Annotated in this window: 19 protein-coding genes and 2 pseudogenes; 15 read left to right on the top strand and 6 right to left on the bottom strand. The window is 40.9% G+C overall.

Annotated elements, in window-relative coordinates; translation table 11 throughout:
- Window positions 1-132: 132 nt before the first annotated feature.
- The 3 genes and pseudogenes from HCR01_RS34060 to HCR01_RS34050 form a co-directional block, all read right to left on the bottom strand.
- On the bottom strand, window positions 133-606 hold the full coding sequence (locus HCR01_RS34060; RefSeq protein ID WP_320073239.1) for a ParA family protein: 474 nt from the start codon (window positions 604-606) through the stop codon (window positions 133-135).
- A 788-nt stretch (window positions 607-1394) separates the two neighbouring features.
- Window positions 1395-2185 (bottom strand): annotated as a pseudogene (locus tag HCR01_RS34055) (ion transporter); the annotation flags it as partial.
- Between the two features lie 39 nt (window positions 2186-2224).
- Window positions 2225-2413, bottom strand: coding sequence for a hypothetical protein (locus tag HCR01_RS34050; RefSeq protein WP_193200356.1), 189 nt, complete (start codon window positions 2411-2413; stop codon window positions 2225-2227).
- 144 nt (window positions 2414-2557) lie between these two features.
- Between HCR01_RS34050 and HCR01_RS34045 the strand changes: the two genes are divergently transcribed.
- Complete coding sequence (locus tag HCR01_RS34045; RefSeq protein WP_193200355.1) at window positions 2558-2773, top strand: hypothetical protein; 216 nt, start codon at window positions 2558-2560, stop codon at window positions 2771-2773.
- 108 nt (window positions 2774-2881) lie between these two features.
- Window positions 2882-3811 carry an S-layer homology domain-containing protein gene (locus tag HCR01_RS34040; protein ID WP_193200354.1) on the top strand — a complete coding sequence of 310 codons (930 nt, stop codon included), beginning with the start codon at window positions 2882-2884 and terminating at the stop codon, window positions 3809-3811.
- A 214-nt stretch (window positions 3812-4025) separates the two neighbouring features.
- Here the strand turns inward: HCR01_RS34040 and HCR01_RS34035 are convergent, their stop codons facing one another.
- Window positions 4026-4727, bottom strand: coding sequence for a response regulator transcription factor (locus HCR01_RS34035; protein ID WP_193200353.1), 702 nt, complete (start codon window positions 4725-4727; stop codon window positions 4026-4028).
- 28 nt (window positions 4728-4755) lie between these two features.
- Window positions 4756-6680, bottom strand: a pseudogene (locus tag HCR01_RS34030) (transglycosylase domain-containing protein).
- Between the two features lie 359 nt (window positions 6681-7039).
- Here HCR01_RS34030 and HCR01_RS34025 point away from each other — a divergent pair.
- A complete protein-coding gene (locus tag HCR01_RS34025; RefSeq protein ID WP_193200352.1) occupies window positions 7040-8440 on the top strand; it encodes an ATP-binding protein in 1401 nt (466 codons plus the stop codon).
- Between the two features lie 56 nt (window positions 8441-8496).
- Here HCR01_RS34025 and HCR01_RS34020 read toward each other — a convergent pair whose 3' ends face one another.
- Window positions 8497-10488: an ATP-binding protein gene (locus HCR01_RS34020; RefSeq protein WP_193200351.1), complete on the bottom strand. Its 1992-nt coding sequence runs from the start codon at window positions 10486-10488 to the stop codon at window positions 8497-8499.
- Window positions 10489-10703: 215 nt separating this feature from the next.
- Here HCR01_RS34020 and HCR01_RS34015 point away from each other — a divergent pair, with 215 nt between their 5' ends.
- The 12 genes from HCR01_RS34015 (at window position 10704) to HCR01_RS33965 (ending at window position 21096) form a co-directional block, all read left to right on the top strand.
- Window positions 10704-11078 carry a response regulator gene (locus HCR01_RS34015; protein WP_193200350.1) on the top strand — a complete coding sequence of 125 codons (375 nt, stop codon included), beginning with the start codon at window positions 10704-10706 and terminating at the stop codon, window positions 11076-11078.
- Between the two features lie 22 nt (window positions 11079-11100).
- Complete coding sequence (locus tag HCR01_RS34010; RefSeq protein WP_193200349.1) at window positions 11101-11670, top strand: DUF3611 family protein; 570 nt, start codon at window positions 11101-11103, stop codon at window positions 11668-11670.
- Window positions 11671-12020: 350 nt separating this feature from the next.
- The gene (locus HCR01_RS34005; protein ID WP_193200348.1) at window positions 12021-12605 is read left to right on the top strand and encodes a general stress protein; all 585 of its coding nucleotides are present in this window, start codon (window positions 12021-12023) and stop codon (window positions 12603-12605) included.
- 199 nt (window positions 12606-12804) lie between these two features.
- Window positions 12805-13428 carry a PRC-barrel domain-containing protein gene (locus HCR01_RS34000; protein ID WP_193200347.1) on the top strand — a complete coding sequence of 208 codons (624 nt, stop codon included), beginning with the start codon at window positions 12805-12807 and terminating at the stop codon, window positions 13426-13428.
- A 15-nt stretch (window positions 13429-13443) separates the two neighbouring features.
- Window positions 13444-13704 carry a DUF1830 domain-containing protein gene (locus HCR01_RS33995; RefSeq protein ID WP_193200346.1) on the top strand — a complete coding sequence of 87 codons (261 nt, stop codon included), beginning with the start codon at window positions 13444-13446 and terminating at the stop codon, window positions 13702-13704.
- Window positions 13705-13800: 96 nt separating this feature from the next.
- On the top strand, window positions 13801-14412 hold the full coding sequence (locus HCR01_RS33990) for a hypothetical protein (protein WP_193200345.1): 612 nt from the start codon (window positions 13801-13803) through the stop codon (window positions 14410-14412).
- 187 nt (window positions 14413-14599) lie between these two features.
- Window positions 14600-15403, top strand: coding sequence for a hypothetical protein (locus HCR01_RS33985; RefSeq protein ID WP_193200344.1), 804 nt, complete (start codon window positions 14600-14602; stop codon window positions 15401-15403).
- A gap of 334 nt (window positions 15404-15737) precedes the next feature.
- Window positions 15738-16586: a M48 family metallopeptidase gene (locus tag HCR01_RS33980; protein ID WP_193200357.1), complete on the top strand. Its 849-nt coding sequence runs from the start codon at window positions 15738-15740 to the stop codon at window positions 16584-16586.
- Between the two features lie 249 nt (window positions 16587-16835).
- Window positions 16836-17696 (top strand): Nramp family divalent metal transporter, encoded by an 861-nt coding sequence (locus HCR01_RS33975; protein ID WP_226889913.1) that lies wholly within the window; start codon window positions 16836-16838, stop codon window positions 17694-17696.
- 17 nt (window positions 17697-17713) lie between these two features.
- Window positions 17714-19720, top strand: coding sequence for a glycoside hydrolase family 15 protein (locus HCR01_RS33970; RefSeq protein ID WP_226889911.1), 2007 nt, complete (start codon window positions 17714-17716; stop codon window positions 19718-19720).
- A gap of 20 nt (window positions 19721-19740) precedes the next feature.
- Window positions 19741-20106, top strand: a complete 366-nt coding sequence (locus HCR01_RS39455) for a hypothetical protein (protein WP_226889909.1) — start codon at window positions 19741-19743, stop codon at window positions 20104-20106.
- Between the two features lie 171 nt (window positions 20107-20277).
- Complete coding sequence (locus HCR01_RS33965; RefSeq protein ID WP_193200343.1) at window positions 20278-21096, top strand: TIGR03885 family FMN-dependent LLM class oxidoreductase; 819 nt, start codon at window positions 20278-20280, stop codon at window positions 21094-21096.
- Window positions 21097-21180 lie beyond the last annotated feature (84 nt).

The following is a 21180-nucleotide window of genomic DNA, read 5'->3' as shown; positions in this document are numbered from 1 at the left end:
TATTCAGCACACAGTTCGTTACACCGAACTTGCATCTACTAAATTTCAGGGTCTTTGGGATGATTAATGCTCATCTACCCCAAAATTTTTCGCTCTCCCTCTAATGCCGCTTTTTCATAAACAGCAAATCGTCTAATCCCATGTTGAAATAGTGGTATTCCCTCTGCCTCTAATGCTTCCCGTGCTTGCTGTTCTGTTAAGCGGGGGGCTGGGGGAATAATTGTAAGCAACACACGATAAGCGATCGCTGCCCAATGATTTGAGAGTGCCTACAGTCTGCAACAATGCATCCATTGCCAAAGCATCAGGAGTAGTAGGCAGGATTAATAGATTGCACCCGTCAGCAAGTGCTTCTAAATCTTCTTGACTGGGTCGGGCTGCTGTGTCAATGACCACATGAACAAAATTATGGCTGTTCATAGGAGCTTGTAGTAAATCTACAACTTTAAAGGGTAATGCTCCTCGCTTTGCCCATCCTGTAGCACTGTGGTTTGGGTCGCCATCAACTAGCAAAGTGCTGCCATGCTGAGATAGAAAGTAAGCAATATGGATGGCGCTTGTCGTTTTTGCTACGCCACCCTTGAAACTAGCTAGGGTGATAATCACTCCATGTACTCCAATAAATGCTGCTAGTTTACCCTCAAAATAACGAAAATTTGTATTTATTAATTTATAAAATGTTAACTTGGCAAGAATACAAAATTTCGCCAATTCAAAATTATAAAAATTTAAAAGTGGTGATCATTAGCTTGGACAAACTACACCTGAACAAAAGACAGTTTGATTTTATCCCTAATTCTCAAGTTGATTAGCTCTCTTCAGATGGTCTACTGGTTAGTACAGTCTGTATGAGTCACTTAAATTGGCAATAATACAAATTGCTAGCAATACAATAATGCACATTTTCGATAATTCGCATTTTCGCCAATTCAAAATAAAAAGAGCATACCTTAACACCATCATTTCACGACTGCACAGGCGATCGCCGCTAAAGAGTAGAGGGAAAAATGCTTTCTAAAACCACGAAGTAAGAAACGCTTTGACTGAATTTCTTACTTTAGTTGCCACAAGCCGCGCCAGATCAATGCTTTTGAAAGCCAATGCTGTGAACTGTTCTTGCGTAGCCGAAGCTTTTCTTACTTTTTTGATAAGTTACATAGACTTAAATGTGATTTGAACAGATCAGCTTGGAAAGCCCCAAAGCACTCTCTAGTAGAGTGCTTTCACTTTTTAACTAGTATTTTTTCGGAATCGCCTTTTTTACATTTGTAGATTTGTGTGAGAATTACCTACATAACATCAATGTAAAAAATGCACATTAGCATCACGGATGACTTGAAGAAGCGGTTCCATGCCACCTGTGTCATGCGGGGTAAGAAAATGAGCCAAGTAGTAATTGAGCTAATCGAGCAACGCAAAGCTGCAATTTCACCCTGAAGCATTTGAATCGATTTTGCTCCGGCTAACTCTGCTTCGTCATCATCAGCATCACGACCAATAAAGAACGTCGCCAGAGTTGCAGTGACATAGCCAAATACAGCAAATGCATATAACGCTAGGAAAAAACAAAGCACCCGACCTTCAGGCGTTTTGGGCCAATACTCAGAACCCATCGTTGTTATTAACATTGCTGTCCACCATAAAGCAGTGCCGTAGTTGTGCAGTCCAGATACATCAGCAATTTCGTTTTCAAATGCATACATCCCTGCTGCTCCTATTAAAGTCACTATCACTGTCAACGCCACAACATAACCGAACCCTCGACGGCTAATACTGGCTGCCAAACCCGCATCCCTCGGTTAGTACGAGTCATAACTCGCAACAGCTGTAGTCCTCGTACACTTCTTGCTGTTCGTAGTATCTTGACAAATCGGATAATCCGAAAAGTACGCAACGCTGGCAATCCTAAAGAGATAACTGTTAGCCAGTTGTTTTTGATACAAGAAAGTTTATGAGGAGCGATCGCTAGTTTCAGGAGAAAATCTAATATAAAAATGATCCAGATAGTAATGCTTAAAGCTTCCAGTAAAGGGTTTAATCCCAAGATAATTTCAACAATGAATAACGCTAGCCACCCAAAGCCCAGCACCAACATTGGGGTTTCTAACCAATCTTCTAACTGTTGCAAGACTTCGCTGCGTTCTTTTTCTAGGGCTTGTTTTTCTAAAAACTTAGAACTACTCATAACATCAATTTGTAATTAATTCTGAATTTGAGAGAATTATTATTGGCTAGTAACAGTGGTTTCTACCACGCTGACATCAACTAAAAGTGTTACGTTAAAGTCCTGTTTTAATATCGATTCATCTGTATTTACGTCAAATTGTGTAATATTTGTACCGTTATAAGATTTGACAATGTTGATAATTGCTGTTTCATTTCTCCGTAGGACTTGGATAAGGAGTTGACGCATTTTCACCTCTTGCTAACCATCTTGTTTTTTCAGGCGATAACTCTACTATCCAAAGAAATATTTTTGGAAAAATATATCTCATACTTATTAACGTTATTTTGATTTATTCCTTAGTGTGAGGGAATTGGTATAACAGAAAATTTGATGATTTTATCGCTTGAGATTTATTCTAAATCTAAAAAGTGGAAAAAACGTGGAAAACCTGCCTATATTTATCCTCTCTCACTCAAGCTTTTAATTTTTCTTGCCTATATTGAAGATTTTGATATTAGGATAAGCCGTTACTCAAACACTAAAAACTCTGCTATTTTGATTAATACCTTAGATACACCTAAAGGAATAAGTATACTCAGCCTCTAGTAAGATTGTTTGCTGTGGTAGAAATTTCTCCACTAAATCTCCACTATTTACTAATAACTATTGAAGTATTAGAAAAATGAATTATTGAAAAAGTAGGAGGCATGGGGCATGACTCAGTTAACTAAATTAGTGTCAGCAGGTGCATCTTTACTAACTTTAAATTTAACAGTACTTGCAGTTGGAGCATTAGATACTTATGCTCAATCTTCTCCTGTAACTAGCTTTAGTGATGTTCAACCTAATTACTGGGCACAGCCATTTATTCGAGGTTTGGCTGCAAGAAATATTGTAACTGGATATCCGGATGGTACATTTCGCCCAGAACAGCTAGTAGACCGAGATGAGTTTGCGGCTATCATTCGTCAAGCTTTTGATCGACCAGCAATTCGTCAGATAGAAAGTGGTGCTGTATATAAAGATATTCCTGCTAACTATTGGGCTACTCGTCCTATTGAAGAAGCATATCAACAAGGTTTTATGTCGGGTTATCCTGGTGGTTACTTTCGTCCCAATCAATCGGTTTCTAAGGTTGATGCGATAGTTGCTTTAAACAAAGGTTTGAATTTAACTACTAGTGCATCAGCAGTTACGCAGAGAGTAGTTCCTCAAAAAAACATGCGAAAAGCTGCAAAAAGACGTATTTTCATGCCGTTTGGATTTACTGCTTTGATGCAGCCTTTATTAATATCAAAAGCCCAAGCTGTACCAGTTAATGCTGTAACTTCTTCCACAACTGATAAACAGGCGGCGATTCGTAATCGTCCTGCATCATTTATTATCACTAACACTTACGCAGATGCCAATAAGATTCCACAATATGCAGTTGGAGACGTAGCAGCAGCAACTAAAAAAAATATAATTGTGAATTATCCAAATCCCAAAGTTCTTAATCCAAGTAAACCTGCCACTAGAGCAGAGGTTTCGGCTTTAGTTTATCAAACTTTAGTTTCCCAAGGGAAAATAGAACCAGTTGCGATTAATTCACCTGCTAATCAGTATATTGTTCGTACTCCTGTCAATAACCAAAATACTCAGTAAATAAATTTGATTTGCTTTTAATCTAAGCTAAGATTATGAGCGAGTTTGACTGATTTCAAGTCGAACAATATAGTTAAAAATAAAAGTTCTCCATGTCAAAAGTTAAATTGATTTGGAGAACTTTTGGTGTATATGAGGTTAATTTCAGTAATATTAGTCTAACAATCAGTTGTGGAGATAAGAGAAAGATATCAGGCAGAAATCGGTTAGTTTTCTAAAGCTGCTTTAAGCGATAGCCCAGTCCATGAACTGTCTCAATAAAATCATCAGGCGCACCTGCGTCTTTAAGTTTATATCGTAAACTCTTGATGTGAGACTTAACAGTTTCTTCACTAGGCGGGTCATCAAGTGACCAAATACGCTCAATAATTCCGGCTCGACTTAGCACTCGCCGACCGCTAGAAACCATTAATTCTAGCAGAGCAAATTCTTTGGGCGTTAGCTGTAAGGCTTGGTCAGCATAAGTAACTTCATAAGTACTAGGATTTAAACGCAGACTACCCCAACTCAGGTCTAGGAAAGATGTTGCAGCACTATTGCGGCGTAACAGTGCGCGAACACGAGCCATTAGCTCTGGCATTTCAAAAGGTTTTACCATATAGTCGTCTGCCCCAGCATCTAACCCAGTAACTTTGTCGGCAAGGGTGTCGCGGGCTGTTAACATGAGAACAGGCAGTGTACGGTTACGCGATAAGCTGCGCCCTACTGTAGGCGATCGCAAACGTTGGCAAAAACTCACACCATCCAACTTGGGTAAGGTAATATCTAACACCACTAGATCGTATTCCAACCCCTTAATACAATCCCACGCTTGTTCTCCATCTTGGGCTATATCTACCACATATTGGCGATCGCTCAAGGCTTCCATCAGCATCTCTGCTAGCTGAACATCATCTTCAACTACCAAAATCCGCATTTTTTAGAATATTTATTACTCTATACTTTCAATTTAATTTAGGACGAGGAAACTTAGAAGGAGGCTGGAACTTTTCTACTGGTACACCCTCAAGTGCCTTCTGCATAAAATCACGCCAGATAGGAGCCACCATACCTCCACCAGTCGCGTGGTTAGATAGTTGTCGGTTGTCGTCCCTCCCTACCCAGATAGCAGTCGTTAACTGCGGTACAGTACCAATAAACCAAATATCCTTTTCTGAGGAGGTTGTACCCGTCTTTCCTGCAACTGGACGGCCGATAGCTGCACCTGTACCAGTTCCTCGTTCACTACCGTTTGCATCACGTCTAAAGTTGCGGCTGATGCCCAAGGGTCTAGCACTAGCTGAGGTTTAGGAGTATTATCTACTAACACATTGTCACTACCGTCAGTGATTCGTGCAATAATGGTTGGAGGCGATTGCCAGCCGTAATTAGCAATAGTCGCATAAGCACTAGCCATTTCTAGCGGTGTGACACCAATTGCACCCAAGGGCAAAGAACTTACGGGAACCATTGGACTCATAATTCCCAAGGTACGGCAAGTTTCAATTACTTTATTCATACCCACAGCTTTACCAAGCTTAATTGCAGGAATATTACGGGACAAAGCTAGAGCAGTGCGAACTGATATTGCTCCCATAAAGCTACTGTCGTAGTTTCGTGGATAATACCAACCATTACCATCACGGTAACTAACTGGAGTATCTAGAATCGTTGTACGTGGTGTAAATTTACCACTAGCAAAGGCAGTATAGTAAACAAACGGCTTAAAAGAAGATCCTGGCTGACGTTGCGCTTGAGTTGCGCGGTTAAATTCGCTAGTTTTTGCATCTACACCACCCACTAATGCTTTGACAAAGTGCGTGCGAGGATCGATTGCTACTAAAGCCATTTGATTATTGTTTAATCCTTGACGTTCAAGAGTTCGATGCCACTTCTTGACAGTTTTTTCTGCCATCATTTGGAAGTTGGTATCTACTGTAGTTTGTACTCGCATTCCGCCTTTGAGCAGGGTTTCACGCCCAAACTTTTTAATCAGTTCTTGTGCTACGGCATTAGTAACATAAGGCAAAGCACTACCTTGAAATGACTTAATTTCACCAAGTTTAATTTTTTGTTTGAGGGCATCATTATACTCTTGCTGACTAATCCAATTTAATTCCAACAACCGCCCTAGTACTTCTTTTTGTTTTTGTTTTGCCAGCTTCATGCTCACAAATGGGCTAAAATCTTCTGGAGCTTGAATTAAACCTGCCATCATTGCTGATTCGCCCAAAGTCAAATTTTCTGCTGATTTGTTAAAGTAAGTGCGTGCTGCTGTTTGAACACCATAGTTATTGTGACCCCAGTAAACTTGATTGAGGTACATTTCTAATATTTCGTCTTTACTAAGAACTTGCTCTAACCGAATTGCTAATACTGCTTCTGCTATTTTTCGAGTAAAAGCACGTTTTTGAGATAAGAAAATATTTTTCACCAACTGCATGGTGATTGTAGAACCACCCTCTCGCACTTCCCCAGCTTCCCAGTTAGCTAACGCACCACGTCCAATACCACTAAGATTAATACCGTGATGCTCGTAGAAGCGGCTGTCTTCGCTGGCTAATACGGCTCGTTTCAAATTAGGAGAAATTTGAGCTAAAGGCACTACTCGTCGATTAGCTTCTCCATGTATACGTGCTAAAAGTTTGCCTTTAATGTCATAGATATAAGTTGTTTCTGAGGGTACAAAGTTTCGTAGTTGTCTAACATCTGGTAGATTACGGAAACTAATGGCTAAACCAACTAGTTCCCCAGCCAGAACAGAACTTGATATCATGGTTGTTGATAGAAGTATGCCACCAGTTACTTGACCAACTCCTTTCAAAAACTCAAAACTAGGTAAAGTCTGAATTTGCGATTGTTTTTCTGCAAAAGTTTTAAATGAAGACACGACAACTGTAATTCCTCAAATTGTAAAGATAACTGCAATTGATTTTTAAAACTAGAATATGAACTATTTAAAAAACAAAGTGATTTGCTAATTGCAAGAACAAATAATTTTTTATAATAATTTACACTCGATTTGGTAATGCCATTTAAACTATGATTAAATAGAAAATAAAAATATGTAATTTTAGTCTCTTGATGTATTTTAAAACTTACAAGTTAAAATTTCGGTTAAAAATCAGGTAGAAATCGGTTAGTAATAAAAGTAATCGTGAACTCAGCTTTGATTGGAAAAGTCTTTACTAGAATGTCAGGTTTTAGATAAAATATCGATTTTAAACCATTAATTGATTTATTTTTTCTATGAAATGGTCGCTAGAAGGAAAATGGATTGCCTCTGGCTTTGGCTTGTGCTTATTATTAATGAGTATAGTTAGTCTTATTTCTTACCAAAACGCTACTCAGTTAATTACAAGTAGCAATAAAGTGAAGAACACAAATGAGGTAATGAAAAACATTACCGATATATTCGCTACACTAACTGATGCAGAAGCCGGACGCAGAGGCTATATTTTGTACGGAGAGCAATTAGAACTCCAACGTTACTATCAGGCAATGCAAAGCCTGGATATCAAAGTCAAAAAGTTACAGCAACAACTCGCTGATGATTCCTATCAACAGCAGCAACTCATGAAGCTAAAATTTCTCATTGCTCAAAGAATTGAACTATCTAAACAGTCGATAAACCTCAAAGAAGTAGGTAAGTCAAGCTTTGCTATTCAAGCACCTCTAGTTACTCAAAGCAATCAAAATCGCAGTCAAATCCGCGAAATACTTACCCGAATGCAAACAAGGGAAGAACAGTTACTACAAATCTCTGTCAGACATTCTCAGGAGAATATCCGCAATCGGATGTTAATTGAATTCCTTGGTACTTTTATAAGTTTTGCCATTTTATTAGGCGTTTATGCCCTGCTTTATCAACAATTAATTAAGCGCCAACAAGCAGAAACTATTCAACAAACTCTAGCTCAAGAAAAAGAACTGAGTGAATTGAAGTTGCGCTTTTTTTCAATGGTATCCCATGAATTTCGTACACCATTGAGTATTATTTTAGGGTCGGCTCAACTATTGGCTCAAAGTAATCAGCAGTGGACAGAAGAGAAAAAACTCAAAAATCTGCATCGAATTCAATCATCAGCTAGGTCAATGAACCATTTACTAACTGATATTTTAACCTTGACTAGGGCAGAAGCTGGTAAATTAGAATTTCAACCGAAACTAATGGATTTGGAAGCATTTTGCATTAATTTGATAGAAGATATTCAATCTTGTAATCAACAACAGCATACTATTAAGTTTATTAGTAAAGGTAACTGTACTCATGCTAAGTTAGACGAAAAATTTTTGTATTCAATTTTGAGTAATTTACTCTCAAATGCAATGAAATATTCAGCTCTAGAAGAAAGTATTTTTTTGACTCTTAGTTGTAAGTCAAACGCAATATTTTTCCAAGTTAAAGATAATGGTATAGGAATTCCTTCAGAATTTTGGCAGCATTTATTTGAGCCTTTTCATCGTGCTAATAATGTCGGCAAGATTGTTGGTAGTGGACTAGGGCTGGCAGTGGTGAAAAAGTGTCTAGAAATACATCATGGAGAAATTTATGTAGATAGTGAAGTAGGAAGCGGAACAAGTTTCACGGTCAAGTTTCCCCAAGAGGGAACACTAACAGTCAAAACTAAATTAAGTAGCCATTCTTAATATTTGTCTATATTTTTATTAGAATTAGATATACTGCAACTGTGTAATATAATTGTTTACCTATCTAAAGATTTATTACCAAGGCTGGCAACAACTGCAATTAACTCGGCTGGTCTGACTGGTTTAGCAACGTGTAGCTGAAAACCTGCTGCCAAAGCCTTTCTGTAATCTTCTATCCTGGCATATCCCGTCAGTGCTACAGCAGGGATGTGTTCGCCCATTTCTGGCTCTATTTCCCTAATTTTACGGATAAGTGTGTAGCCGTCTTCATCTGGCATCCCGATATCGCTCACTAACACATCTGGTCTAAATTGTTCGAGCGTCTCAAGTGCCTCGCCTCCCGAACCAACGGCAATGACTTCTGCTCCGCACTCTTCCAAAACTGTGCTAATCCACTTTCGCGTGTCTGCCTCGTCATCTACCACTAGCACGCGTAAGCCGTCAAGCTTCGGAGGATTATCTAATCGTTTTGCATTTTCCCCAACTGTTGGTGACTGTATCTGGTCTGCATCGTTTGTTTGAGTGTTTAGGCGCGAGGGAACAGCTCTAATTGGCAGCTTGAGTGTGAATGTTGCCCCTTGCCCTATTCCCTGGCTCTCTACATCGATAGTGCCACCGTGTAATTCTACCAAATGACGGGCGATCGCCAGCCCTAAACCTAATCCTTTATTTGATCGGGTACTCGTGCTGTCTGCCTGACGAAAGCGCTCAAAAACATAAGGCAGAAAATCTGGACTGATACCCTTACCTGTGTCGCTCACCTCTATGAGTACTGAGTAGGGATTTGATTTAGCAATGGTTGACAGCCTTACCTCAACTCGTCCACCATCAGGTGTAAACTTAATTGCATTAGATAGCAGATTTAATACTACTTGTTGCAAGCGGTCTGAGTCGCCCCAAATCGGTTCTACCGAAGTATCAAACATCGGCTCAATTTGAATAGTTTTGTCATCTGCCGATGGCTGTAGAACTTCTATCGCCGCTGCAATTACTTCCATTAGGTCAACTGAGGCAAAATTCAGTGAGAGATTTCCCTGAACAATGCGCGAAATATCAAGCAGGTCTTCAATTAGTTGCATCTGCAAATTGGCATTGCGCTCAATTGTCTCAATCGCATCTCTCACCCTCGCTTCATCTAGCTCACCTGTTTGCAACATTCCAGCCCATCCCAGAATTGCGGTCATGGGGGTGCGTAATTCATGAGAAACTATTGCTAAGAAATCATCTTTTGAGCGGTTTGCTGCTTCTGCTTCCGCGCGTGCGGCTTGTTCGCGCAGTAGTAGTTGCTCGCGTTCTTCTTCAGATTGTTTACGCTCGGTTAGGTCTTGCAGGATTTTGGCGAAGCCGTGCATATTTCCGTACCGTAGGGGGATGATAACACCATTTGCCCAAAATCGCGTACCATCTTTACGGAGATGCCAGCGATTGTCTCTAGATACACCTTTGGCTACAACTGTCCTCAATGCTGCTGAGGGTATGCCCTGCTCAATTTCTTGGGGTATAAAAATACACGAAAAATGCCGACCAATAATTTCTGATTCCTGATAGCCTAAAATGCGTTCTGCTCCAATATTCCAACTGATAATCAAACCGTTTGCATCCAGCATAAAAATTGCGTATTCCCTCACTCCTTCCACAAACAAACGGTAACGTTCTTCGCTTTGACGTAGGCGTTCGTAGTTGTGCTGCGCTTGGCGTGCATTGATTTCGGCTTGCTGTTGGGCAGAACGCAACATCTGGTTTAGTATGCTGATTAACATTGACACTAAGACAAACTGAACCAGCCCCACTGCATTGAACCCAGTAACAGCTAGCGAATAAATTGGAGGTAAAAAAAAGTAGGCGCAGACTAAAGCAGATAGAACAGTTGCTAGCATTCCCGGTTTCAAGCCGCCATACCAAGAACTAATCATGACAGCGGCAAAAAATAGCGGGTAAACACTCAGTTTATGCAGCAGCCATAGCAAGTTTGTCAGTAGCAGTGCTAGGAAAACCGTTAAGATAGCAACGCCATAGCGTTTTAGCTGCGATCGCCTAAAATTTAGCATATTGTAGTGTTGGTATCAGCATGAAAACGCTTTTGTGATAAGTCTGGCGGTAGAGAAGCAAATTTTTCAGAGGTATCTTTTTGGAATCCTCCACTTCTACACGAGTTTTCCACTTTCAAGCCTTAACTTTAAAGATAAATCTAAAAAACATGGTAGTCCTAAACAACTAAGAACGCATTGTATTGGTAGATAGAAATACCAACAAGACAATAACGATGACAGCCAAGCAAATTTTAGTTATTGATGATGAAGATGACATCCGTAAATTGATTCAGACCTGCCTAGAAATTATGGGAGGCTGGCAGGTATTGACCGCTAAGAGTGGTAATGAGGGGTTGCTGTTAGCTCAGACTGCTCAACCGGATGCCATCCTTCTAGATGTAATGATGCCCGATCTAGACGGAACAAGTACATTTCAATTGCTACAAGTAAATACAAAAACTAAGCACATTCCTGTAATTTTGCTGACAGCTAGGGGGCGCGGTAAAGACCAGCATTTGTTTGCTCGATTAGATGTCAAAGGTGTAATTAGTAAACCCTTTAATCCTAAAAAATTAGCTGCTCAAGTAGCAGCAGCCTTAAACCAATAAATAATAACTAAGAGTGTGTATTATGTTGAAGAAATTAGATTTTTTCTCACAACCACCGACCAAACAAGAATTTGCCGCTACTTTTCGCATAGCAGGTCGGGTGAGCTTCTGGGTACAGTTAGTACTAGGTGGTATTTCTGGCATCGCTTTGTTGTTTGCGTCCTTTAGCCGTAACCTTACTGCTCAAACGAATAATCCAGGCATTGGTTTCGGTATATTTTTAGCTATTGTTGCCATATTATTGCTGTGCTTTCGGGTCTACTGGGCTTTCCGTTATAGGCGTTTAGCTAGACGTTTGCAAGCACCAAATCCAGAAAACCATCCCAGGAAGGAGGACGTAATTCAAGTTTTACGGATTGGATTAATAGTCAGTTTGATAGGGTTATTAATTTCTTTTGTCGGATCTGAAACGACAGTTGCAGTAGTACTGGCGAAATCTCTAGCCCAACCCCAAGGAGTGGCAGTTTACAACCCGGAAAATGTCATTCGTTCGCTAGATATTTTTGTAATACTGGCAAACGTTAATATGATTGGCGCTCACTTTTTTGGTGGAGTTACTTCTCTGGGGTTGTTGGAGTGGGTAGAGCAATAGTAGCTGCACGATCGCTCTTTTCCAATTTGGTGATTCATAGAGACTACTATCCTCTGATGGGAGGTACTTAATTATTTTAATCATCCTTGAGTTGTGCAACCCTAAATCTCAAGTAGTACTTTGAAAAATATTTTCAAGTCTTCCACTAGTTTTCCACTATTAGGATTTAGATTCAAACTATAGCAAGTTATTCATGACTCCTTTAAACAGTTGAACGGCTCAACTTTTTCTGAAACTTCACATTCAAGTCAGATTGAAAAAAACTTGTTTGAAGAGTCATTTTCAACCCCAACAAACCAAACTTCTGAATTTTTGCTCAATCATTTAGACATCGACTAATAAGAGGCAATATGACATTAACTGGACTCAAACATGCTATTGGTGTATTTCCTAATCATCAAGAAGCAGAACAGGCACTCAGGGAACTGATAGACGCTGGCTTTTCTTTTGATCAAGTTTCTGTAATAGCCAAAGATGCAGATGGCAAGCTCAGAGGTGCAGATATGACTAACCCAGATGGAAACTTAGCTAGTGAAGGCGCTAAAACTGGTGCGATCGCAGGTGGTGCAGCAGGAGGTTTAGTTGGTTTATTTGAAGGACTAGCAGTGCTGGCAATTCCCGGAGTTGGCCCCGGTCTAGCATTGGGAACTGTATTAGCAAATACCCTTCTAGGAGGTGGTATTGGCGCAGCAACAGGTGGTCTTTTTGGTGGTTTAATTGGTTGGGGAATTCCTGAAGACGAAGCCAGATTTTATAACGACCGAGTGTCGCAAGGAGATTATCTCGTAATAGTTGAAGCCACAGAAAGCGAAATTCGTCGTGCCGAAGCTATTCTTAACAATCGAGGTATTCGCCAGTGGCGTGTTTACGATGCACCAAGGAATGTTGGTCATTCTCAGATGAATGTAATCAGCCGTCAGCCAGGAATTGATTAATTGAGCTTGCTTATCCGTGACTTGGGGTATAGCGTCTTTGGTAAGTATTAAGCCAACTATAGGAATCTTATTTGATTTTTGGAAAAACTCCATACACATCTATTCTTTATGACTTGCCTACATAAGTGATTTCAGGAATCAAATCGGATTGCTATATCCTTTTTTTTGACATTAGCACTAAATATTTTTGGAGAATGATATGGCTCTGTTAAAACTCACAGATACTCTTCCAAATTACCGTGAAATATTTGGCGAAGATAACATTATTAGTTTTAGTATTTATTCAATTATTAATGGTGAAAAAAATGGCACTATTAACGACATTTTACTTGATGAAAATGAAGGGAAGTTCCGATATTTGATTATTGACTTGGGCTTCTGGATTTTCAGCAAACAAGTGCTGCTACCAATTGGACTTTCTCAGATTAATTTCTCAGAAGAACGAGCTTACACCACGAGTATTACTCAAGAGCAGGCAGAAAATTTGCCTAGATTTAATCATGACCTGAAAATTGATCGTAACTATGAAGAACAGGTAAGAAATGTTTACAGTATCACTCCTGCTAGTAGTTCTTTCGTCAACCCGGTAGTACCTTTCATACCAATTGGGCCAATGACAATCAATCAAGTTGCTATTTTAAATGAGCCAATGGGAGATACTATGCCTAATGTTTCTGAAGAGGAAGCTAACGAGGCTGGCGCTACCTATAATTACCATCACTATCCAGATTTGTATGAACTAAGTGACACAGACCATCCAAGGCTCAAACTGTACGAAGGACGGCTATTTGCAAATAAAAAGATATTAAGACAACAGAAGTAGCGATTGGCAAAAACTATGCCTCAACTACCTTTTCTACCTTGTGATTATTCCGATAAAATTCCCTGTGGTTATGTTAATGCTACTAATCGAGTTCAGATTGTTCGGATAACCAATATTCCAAATTGGTACTTGGAGCGGGTTGTTTTTCCAGGTCAACGTCTCTTATTTAAAGCGCTACCAGATGCTAATTTGGAAATTTATACAAGCGCTGAGGTGACTGCACTTATATCAGATACAATTCGTTGTTGTCATCTACAAATTCAAGACTTTAATTAACTTTTAAATCAGCTATTAGTCTCAAAAATGAATTATTTCAGATATCAAACTTAACTCAGATGTATGCATATTTTTGATTAAAAAATGGAAAAATTTATGAGTCAAAAAAATCAAACAAGCAAAAAAAAGACTGGGTTATTAGCAAGTATTTTTGGCAGTTTATTAATCGGTCTGCCAGCTATACCCCTCGCTGCATCAGCAGCCCTTTCTGTACTTAATCCCTGTCCTCACATTTTCTACGAAGAACCACATAATAATCGAGTTTTGGTTCCAGAGGGATGCCCACCTAATGCTGCAACTCTCCGATTAAAAGAACAGGGGGGAGTTGTGGTACAGCCAGGGGATATACCTGTTAATCGCCAAACAATACCAGCTCCAGAAACCCGACAAGACCCCATTGCAACTATCACACCAACAGCAGGCACAGTCGATGTGAAATTAAAAAATAACACTAACGCTGGTATTTCTTATCAAGCAATTGGTCATACACAGCCTCGATTTCTCGCAGGTGGACAAGAGTTTATTTTACGAGACTTACCAACGCCTGTCAGTATTACCTTGGTTCGTCAAGATGGTGGATTAATAAAAGTTATGCCCATGTCTACTTCTGAAGGGATACTCGCAGTCTCGTTAGATGAAACAACCAACTTCGATAATAATCAAGGTGTATTGAGAATTCAAAAGGATGGTCAAGTCTTTTTAAATTAATGTGGTTAACTGCATTAATTTTGAGAGCGTTAAAACGCTTATGATAACAAATTCAGACTTTTGTTGTCGTCCATTATCAAGTTCGGTTGAAAACTCATCACTAAGACTAACGCAAAAACTTTGGGAGTTTTGAGTAATAAGTCATCAACTGAACTTGACACAAATCAATCTGAATGGAGAGTTGGAAATGATTAACTTTCTTAAAACTAAGCAAAGTTCTAAAAAAGCTATTGCTCTAGCACTTTTTGCAATACTGCTTCCGGCTTGTACTAATAACTTAGAGCGGGAAGCCGCAGTACCAGAAACTAATGTTACTACAGAGGAAGTCGTAGACAATACAAACCAACTAATCGGTAAAACTGTAACAGTTAGAAGTACACCCATCAGAAAAATCGGCCCATCAACTTTTACAATTAGCGATAAACAGTTTTTTGGCGCTGAACCGATTTTAGTTGTAAATGCCTCAGGTAAAGTTTTTAATTTACCTACTGACCCAAATACACCAATTCAAGCAACAGGTCAAGTTCGTAAGTTTGTGATCGCAGACATTAATCGAGATTACAAGTTGGGTTTAGGTCCAAACTTGTACAAAGAGTACGAAAATCAACCTGCAATTATCGCTCAATCACTTGCACTTGCTCCTAAACCAGGTGAAATTACCACAAACCCCCAACTCTATTACGGTAAAGTCATAGCGGTAACGGGTGAAGTGGAAAATATTAGAAATGCAAACTTACTCACCCTTGATGAAGATAAGTTATTTGGCGGACAAGACTTGTTAGTTATACGCCCCAAGACTCCCAAAGCAACTGTCAATGAAGGAGAGACGGTGGCTGTAACAGGTGTGTTACGTCCGTTTGTTGTCGCTGAAATAGAACGAGAATATGACCTGACATGGGATTTGACTTTACAGAAGCAGCTAGAAGCAGAGTACAGAAATAAACCTGTATTGGTTGCAAATGAAGTTTACCCTTCAGCAATTCCGCAATAGCAGAATCAAGGCTAAGCTGTTCCACATAAAAATTGCATAATTCGGGCGGGCAAGATGCCCACCGCACAACACAAGAGTTTGATTAAATCTAGATATGTAAATTAGATGTGTTTTAGCCTACTTAGAACTAACTTGAAAACAACAGAGAGATTATGCTTTTCCTTATGCGGGTGTTCAATTGCACCTCCACGGATTTGAGCGGCAGCAAGTTTGGATAGACGGCAATGAAGTTGTTCATCAGGGACGACGTTTAAATGTAGAGCGATTTGAGCAGATTCGCTGGCAGAGGGAGTGTTCGCCAATTCTGAACACCGTAGTTAACTTGAATAAGCTGATGTTAAATTCTTTCTTTTTCATTTTCTCTCGTTTCTCTCGTCGCTGGTTGTATTTGTTGCTGTCAGTTTTGGTAGCGCTTGGCATTTGTATCGGTTCGCCTCAAAAGACGCAGGCAATTTCATGGTTTGATATTTTGATTCAAGGAGTCCAAATATTTCAGTTATCCAATATTTCCGATCAAGAAGAAGTTCAGTTAGGCAAGGAAATTAATCAGCAGTTAGTTAACAGTAAGATTCAGCTTTATCTCAATCAAAATGTGAATCGCTATGTCAATCAGATTGGTCAAAAGTTGGCAGCAAATAGCACTCGTTCTGATATTCCTTATACATTTCAGGTAGTTAAAAATGAGAGTGTAAACGCCTTTGCTACAATGGGAGGCTATGTCTATGTCACCACTGGCTTGTTAAAAGCCGCAGATAATGAAGCTCAATTAGCTAGTGTTATCGCTCACGAAATTGGTCATATTGCTAGCCGACATTCAATAGAACAAATGCGAGAAACAGCGATCGCTCGTGGTGTTGCCACTGCGGCCGGATTAGAACGCAATACCGCAGTTCAGATTGGTGTGGATTTGGCATTACGCCGTCCTAATAGTCGAGAGGATGAATTTGAAGCCGATCGAAGAGGACTGAGAACTTTAGGACGTGCTGGTTATGCTCAATCTGCGATGGTTGCTTTTATGCAAAAGTTACTCCAACAGCGATCGCTACCAACATTTTTGAGTACCCATCCCGCAACAAACGAGCGAATTACTGCTTTAAAAGATGAAATTAATTCTCAAAAAGGTTATGGAGGTGGCGGTTTAAATAACGCTGCATATGAGGCGAAAATTCAACCTTTGAGTTAGTTATCAGTAAATTTATTAAAAAATACAAAAATTAAAATAGGCTGAAATAATTCCAGAATAATTTGAAATTTAGGAGGTACAAATTCATGCAGATCAAAAGCCAACATCAAGGGTTAGTATTTCTCATGCTTCTAGCTTTATTTCTCTCTAGTTGTACTCCAAAACCAACAGTAACAGCCAACTCAAAACCAATAATAGTAACAAACAGCAGTCACAAAATATGGTAAAGATACCAGAGTCACCACACGGTTGGGAAAACTTAAACTTGTTTTTCCTAGCTTTCGCCAACTGGCAGCTGGGTTAGTACCGCAAATTCCCCAAAATGTGCGGTATCAAGAAATACTACCTTGGCTGGGTTTTATGCTAGCAGGAGCAGCTGGGTTAATGTGGTATTCCTACTGGGTAGAAGCTAGAGGATACGGTGCTGCTAGTGTTAAGGGACAAGAGAGGATAGACCCCAAGCAACTCAACCAACAGGAAAAAAAGAAACTGCGCGGTTGGTTAAATTTGATGACCATATCCTATACCTTAGCTGTGGTTGGTGCGCTGTTGGCGGCATTATCTTTCTTGATTCTTGGTAGCGAGTTGCTGCGTCCGCAGGGACTTGTACCACAAGAAAATCAGGTAGCAGAAACTCTAGGAAGCTTGCTAGGCGACCTTTGGGGGCCGTTTGGCTTTTGGTTTATGGTGGCGATTGTTTTTATTACCTTTTGTAGTATCGTACTTTCAGTAGAAGATGGTTTTGGACGGATGTTTGCTGATGGTACGCAAATTATTCTGCAAGGATTTGGTGTGCGGGGACGCTGGACGAATGAAAAGTTTTTGCAACGTTTCTATATTGTACTGCTACTGACAGTTTTACCGATCACTATTTATCTGTTCTTCGGTCAACCTGTCGGCCTGCTACAAACCGCAGGCGCAATTGAAGCGGCTCATATTCCCATTGTTACTGGGCTTACTCTCTTCCTCAACCAGCGAATGCTACCAAAGGAACTACGACCATCAAAGATAATTTTCGCTGGGACTGCGATCGCGGGAATATTTTTCGCCGTATTCGCAGTTATTTATCTGTTGCAACTAATTGGAGTCATAGGTGCAGGTTCTAACTGAAGAGAAGGGCATAAAAAATGACACAACAGCAAACTCAACCCGCAGCTTTTGGACAACCAGGACAAGAACCTCGTTGGACTCAAGGTAATAAAGATGGGGTAGGAACTGCTTACGCCATCTCCAGTCGCGTTTGGTTCACCCTTTCCAATGGCATTCTCAATGAAGTTTACTACCCTACCATTGACCGTCCCCAAATCCGGAATCTGCAATATTTGATTACTGATGGCTCTAGCTTTTTCCATGAAGAACAGCGTCATCTCCATACCAAAACTGAACGTATCGCCCCCCACGTTCTCGGATACCGCATTACCAACTCCCATCCGGAAGAACGCTACACTATTATCAAGGAAATCATTACTAACCCCCGAGATTCATGCATTCTGCAACACACGCATCTTACGGGTAATCCACAGGTATTAGCAAAACTCCGGCTCTACGTGCTGTGTGTGCCGCAGTTGGGTATTGGCGGCTGGAATGATAGCGCTAGAGTAGTAGAAGTAGCAGGAGTAAAAATTTTAACGGCTCAACAAGATAATAACTGGTTGGCAATGGCAGCAACCGTTCCCTTCATGCGTACCTCTTGTGGCTATGTTGGTGAAAGCGACGGTTGGACAGACTTAGCAGATAATTTCCAGATGGACTGGGAGTTTCAGGAAGCTCAAAGAGGGAATATTGCCCTGACAGCCGAAATCGATTCAAGTCAGGAATTCACGTTAGGGCTGGCATTCGCTAGCCACCTCCACGATGCGGTGACAACCCTTTTGCTATCCTTGGATATTCCTTTTGAAGAACAGAAAGCCCGCTACATCAACCAGTGGAACAGTGCCTGTGAAGACCGCCTACCACTAGAACAAGTTTCAGGTGATGGAGGTAATCTTTATCACAGTAGCTTTAGCGTTCTACTAGCACACGAAGACAAAATCTATCCCGGTGCAATGATTGCTTCGCTGTCAATTCCTTGGGGTGATGCCCACGGCGATGAACAACAAGGAGGCTACCATTTAGTTTGGCCCCGCGACATGGTAAATAGCGTTACAGCATTGCTTGCAGCCGGACACAAGGCAACTGCCTTAGAAGCATTAATTTACCTAGCTGCCAGCCAGCAGCAAGATGGTGGTTTTGCTCAGAACTTTTGGATAAATGGCGAACCCTACTGGATAGGAATTCAGCTTGACGAAGTAGCCTCCCCAATTCTGCTAGCGTGGCAACTTTATCGGCACAACGCCTTACGTCAATTTGACCCCTACCCGATGGTGATGCAGGCAACTAAGTACTTAATCAATTACGGCCCCGCTACCCAGCAAGAACGGTGGGAAGAAGCTAGCGGTTATTCGCCTTCAACCCTTGCCTCAACTATTGCAGCTCTTATCTGTGCGGCAACCTTTGCCCGCGAACGAGGAGATCAGAGTACTGCTGAGTTCATTGAAGAGTACGCCGATTTCCTGGAAAGTCACTTAGAAGCCTGGACGGTAACAACTGAAGGCACTTTGGTTCCTGAAATTAAACGGCATTACATTCGGATTAATCCGGTAGATATTCATAACCCCCACCCAAATGAAGACCCGAATCAGGAAATGCTGGCTATTGCCAACTGTCCTCCTGGTAGTCAGTGGCAATTTCCAGCAAAAGAAATTGTCGATGCAGGTTTTCTGGAATTGGTGCGCTACGGCGTTCGCAAGCCTGACGATCCTTTAATTGTCGATTCTCTTAAAGTCGTGGATGCAGTGCTTAAGGTAGACACTCCCTTTGGTTCTTGCTGGCATCGTTACAATCACGACGGCTACGGACAACGAGAAGATGGCGGCCCTTTCTTGCATCACGGCAAAGGACGAGCCTGGCCTTTATTGACAGGAGAAAGGGGACATTATGAGCTAGCTGTAGGGCATGATGTACAACCTTTTATCCAAGCGATGGAAGGCTTTGCTTCAGACACGGGATTGTTACCAGAACAAATTTGGGATGAACCAGACCATCCAGACTCTCATTTGTATTTTGGAAAACCCACAGGTTCAGCAATGCCTTAGCATGGGCGCACGCAGAGTATGTGAAGCTACTACGTTCTGTTCGAGATGGTAAGGTATTTGATTGGATTCCAGAAGTAGCAAACCGTTATCTGGAGAATTCTAAACCAACTCAGTTTCTAGAAATTTGGAAATTCAACCGTCAAATTCGCACCTTGAAGGCGGGATATACGCTGCGAATTCAAGCGTTAGCTCCCTTTTGCTTGCACTGGTCAAATAATAACTGGCAGACGGTACAAAATACTAACTCAACAGCAACTGCAATTGATATTGAATTCGTAGATATTACTATTTCCCCTAGCCAACAATCGCCCATTAACTTTACATTTTTCTGGACTAATTCACAAAACTGGGAAAACCGCAACTATCAAGTAACCGTGGTTAGTTAATAGTAAAATTCTCTACTTTGTCTTTCTCTATGTCAGCGAAAGAATGCACGACTACGGGGTAAAAATTAACTTAACAAGATTGGAATGCGATCGCTAGTTGTGAATGAATCAGATACGCTAAATGCCTGACTTCAACTACAAGAAGTATATAAAAACTACGGAGAATCTTTTATGGTAAAAATTGGCTATCATGCTTCCCACGAACAATTCAAACCCAGCGAGCTGCTAAAGTACGTGCAAATGGCAGAACAGGCAGGCTTTACCCTTGCCCTTTCCTCTGACCATTTCCACCCTTGGAGTGAAGATCAAGGACAAAGCGGTTTTGCTTGGTCTTGGCTTGGTGCAGCCATGCAGGCAACACCTGCACTTAGCTATCGTGTTGTTTGCGCTCCCGGACACCGATATCACCCTGCTATCATTGCTCAAGCAGCAGCAACTTTGGCACAAATGTTTCCCAATCGCTTCTGGCTGACAGTTGGTAGCGGTCAGGCGCTCAACGAACATATTACTGGAGAACATTGGCCTTGCAAAAGCGATCGCAATGCTCGTCTCAAAGAATGTGTCGATATTATCCGCGCACTTTGGGCAGGAGAAACTATGACTCATCACGGTCTAGTCTGTGTTGAAGAAGCAAAGCTTTATACACGTCCTGAAACACTACCTTTAATCATTGGCGCTGCCATTACCGTTGAAACCGCAGAATGGTTGGGCAGTTGGGCAGACGGACTGATTACAATTTCGCGTCCACCAGAGAAGTTAAAAAAAGTCGTAGATGCTTTCCTTAGAGGCGGAGGGGAAGGCAAGCCGATGATATTGAAAGTGCAGCTTTCCTATGAGCGCGACGAGCAAACAGCACTCCAAACAGCTTATCAGCAATGGCGCAATAATCTCTTTAAGAATATCGTGATGGCAGAACTGCGAACTCCTCGACAGTTTGATGCAGCTGGAGAGTTTGTCCAGCCAAAAGAGTTATACGAACCAATACCTTAGCCAATTTAAGAGGGTTCAACGCCTGTGGAAACGGGATGAATACGTCCTAAAGAAGTAAGCTTGGCAAAAATCTGGGTTAATAAA

The sequence above is a fragment of the Nostoc sp. MG11 genome, assembly GCF_014904695.1.
In the GTDB taxonomy this organism is placed as follows: Bacteria; Cyanobacteriota; Cyanobacteriia; order Cyanobacteriales; family Nostocaceae; genus Komarekiella.
The sequence above is the reverse complement of the archived record's forward strand: the minus strand, read 5'-3'. Positions and strand labels throughout refer to the sequence as shown.

What these genes read in the sequence shown, in the direction of transcription:
- HCR01_RS33985 (WP_193200344.1), top strand. Translation starts at nt 14,600, where the DNA reads ATGATTAACTTTCTTAAAACTAAGCAAAGTTCTAAAAAAGCTATTGCT.
- HCR01_RS34025 (WP_193200352.1), top strand. Translation starts at nt 7,040, where the DNA reads ATGAAATGGTCGCTAGAAGGAAAATGGATTGCCTCTGGCTTTGGCTTG.
- HCR01_RS33980 (WP_193200357.1), top strand. Translation starts at nt 15,738, where the DNA reads ATGTTAAATTCTTTCTTTTTCATTTTCTCTCGTTTCTCTCGTCGCTGG.
- HCR01_RS33965 (WP_193200343.1), top strand. Translation starts at nt 20,278, where the DNA reads ATGGTAAAAATTGGCTATCATGCTTCCCACGAACAATTCAAACCCAGC.
- HCR01_RS34050 (WP_193200356.1), bottom strand. Translation starts at nt 2,413, where the DNA reads ATGCGTCAACTCCTTATCCAAGTCCTACGGAGAAATGAAACAGCAATT.
- HCR01_RS33990 (WP_193200345.1), top strand. Translation starts at nt 13,801, where the DNA reads ATGAGTCAAAAAAATCAAACAAGCAAAAAAAAGACTGGGTTATTAGCA.
- HCR01_RS34045 (WP_193200355.1), top strand. Translation starts at nt 2,558, where the DNA reads ATGATTTTATCGCTTGAGATTTATTCTAAATCTAAAAAGTGGAAAAAA.
- HCR01_RS33995 (WP_193200346.1), top strand. Translation starts at nt 13,444, where the DNA reads ATGCCTCAACTACCTTTTCTACCTTGTGATTATTCCGATAAAATTCCC.
- HCR01_RS34020 (WP_193200351.1), bottom strand. Translation starts at nt 10,488, where the DNA reads ATGCTAAATTTTAGGCGATCGCAGCTAAAACGCTATGGCGTTGCTATC.
- HCR01_RS34005 (WP_193200348.1), top strand. Translation starts at nt 12,021, where the DNA reads ATGACATTAACTGGACTCAAACATGCTATTGGTGTATTTCCTAATCAT.
- HCR01_RS34040 (WP_193200354.1), top strand. Translation starts at nt 2,882, where the DNA reads ATGACTCAGTTAACTAAATTAGTGTCAGCAGGTGCATCTTTACTAACT.
- HCR01_RS34035 (WP_193200353.1), bottom strand. Translation starts at nt 4,727, where the DNA reads ATGCGGATTTTGGTAGTTGAAGATGATGTTCAGCTAGCAGAGATGCTG.
- HCR01_RS34010 (WP_193200349.1), top strand. Translation starts at nt 11,101, where the DNA reads ATGTTGAAGAAATTAGATTTTTTCTCACAACCACCGACCAAACAAGAA.
- HCR01_RS34015 (WP_193200350.1), top strand. Translation starts at nt 10,704, where the DNA reads ATGACAGCCAAGCAAATTTTAGTTATTGATGATGAAGATGACATCCGT.
- HCR01_RS34000 (WP_193200347.1), top strand. Translation starts at nt 12,805, where the DNA reads ATGGCTCTGTTAAAACTCACAGATACTCTTCCAAATTACCGTGAAATA.
- HCR01_RS33970 (WP_226889911.1), top strand. Translation starts at nt 17,714, where the DNA reads ATGACACAACAGCAAACTCAACCCGCAGCTTTTGGACAACCAGGACAA.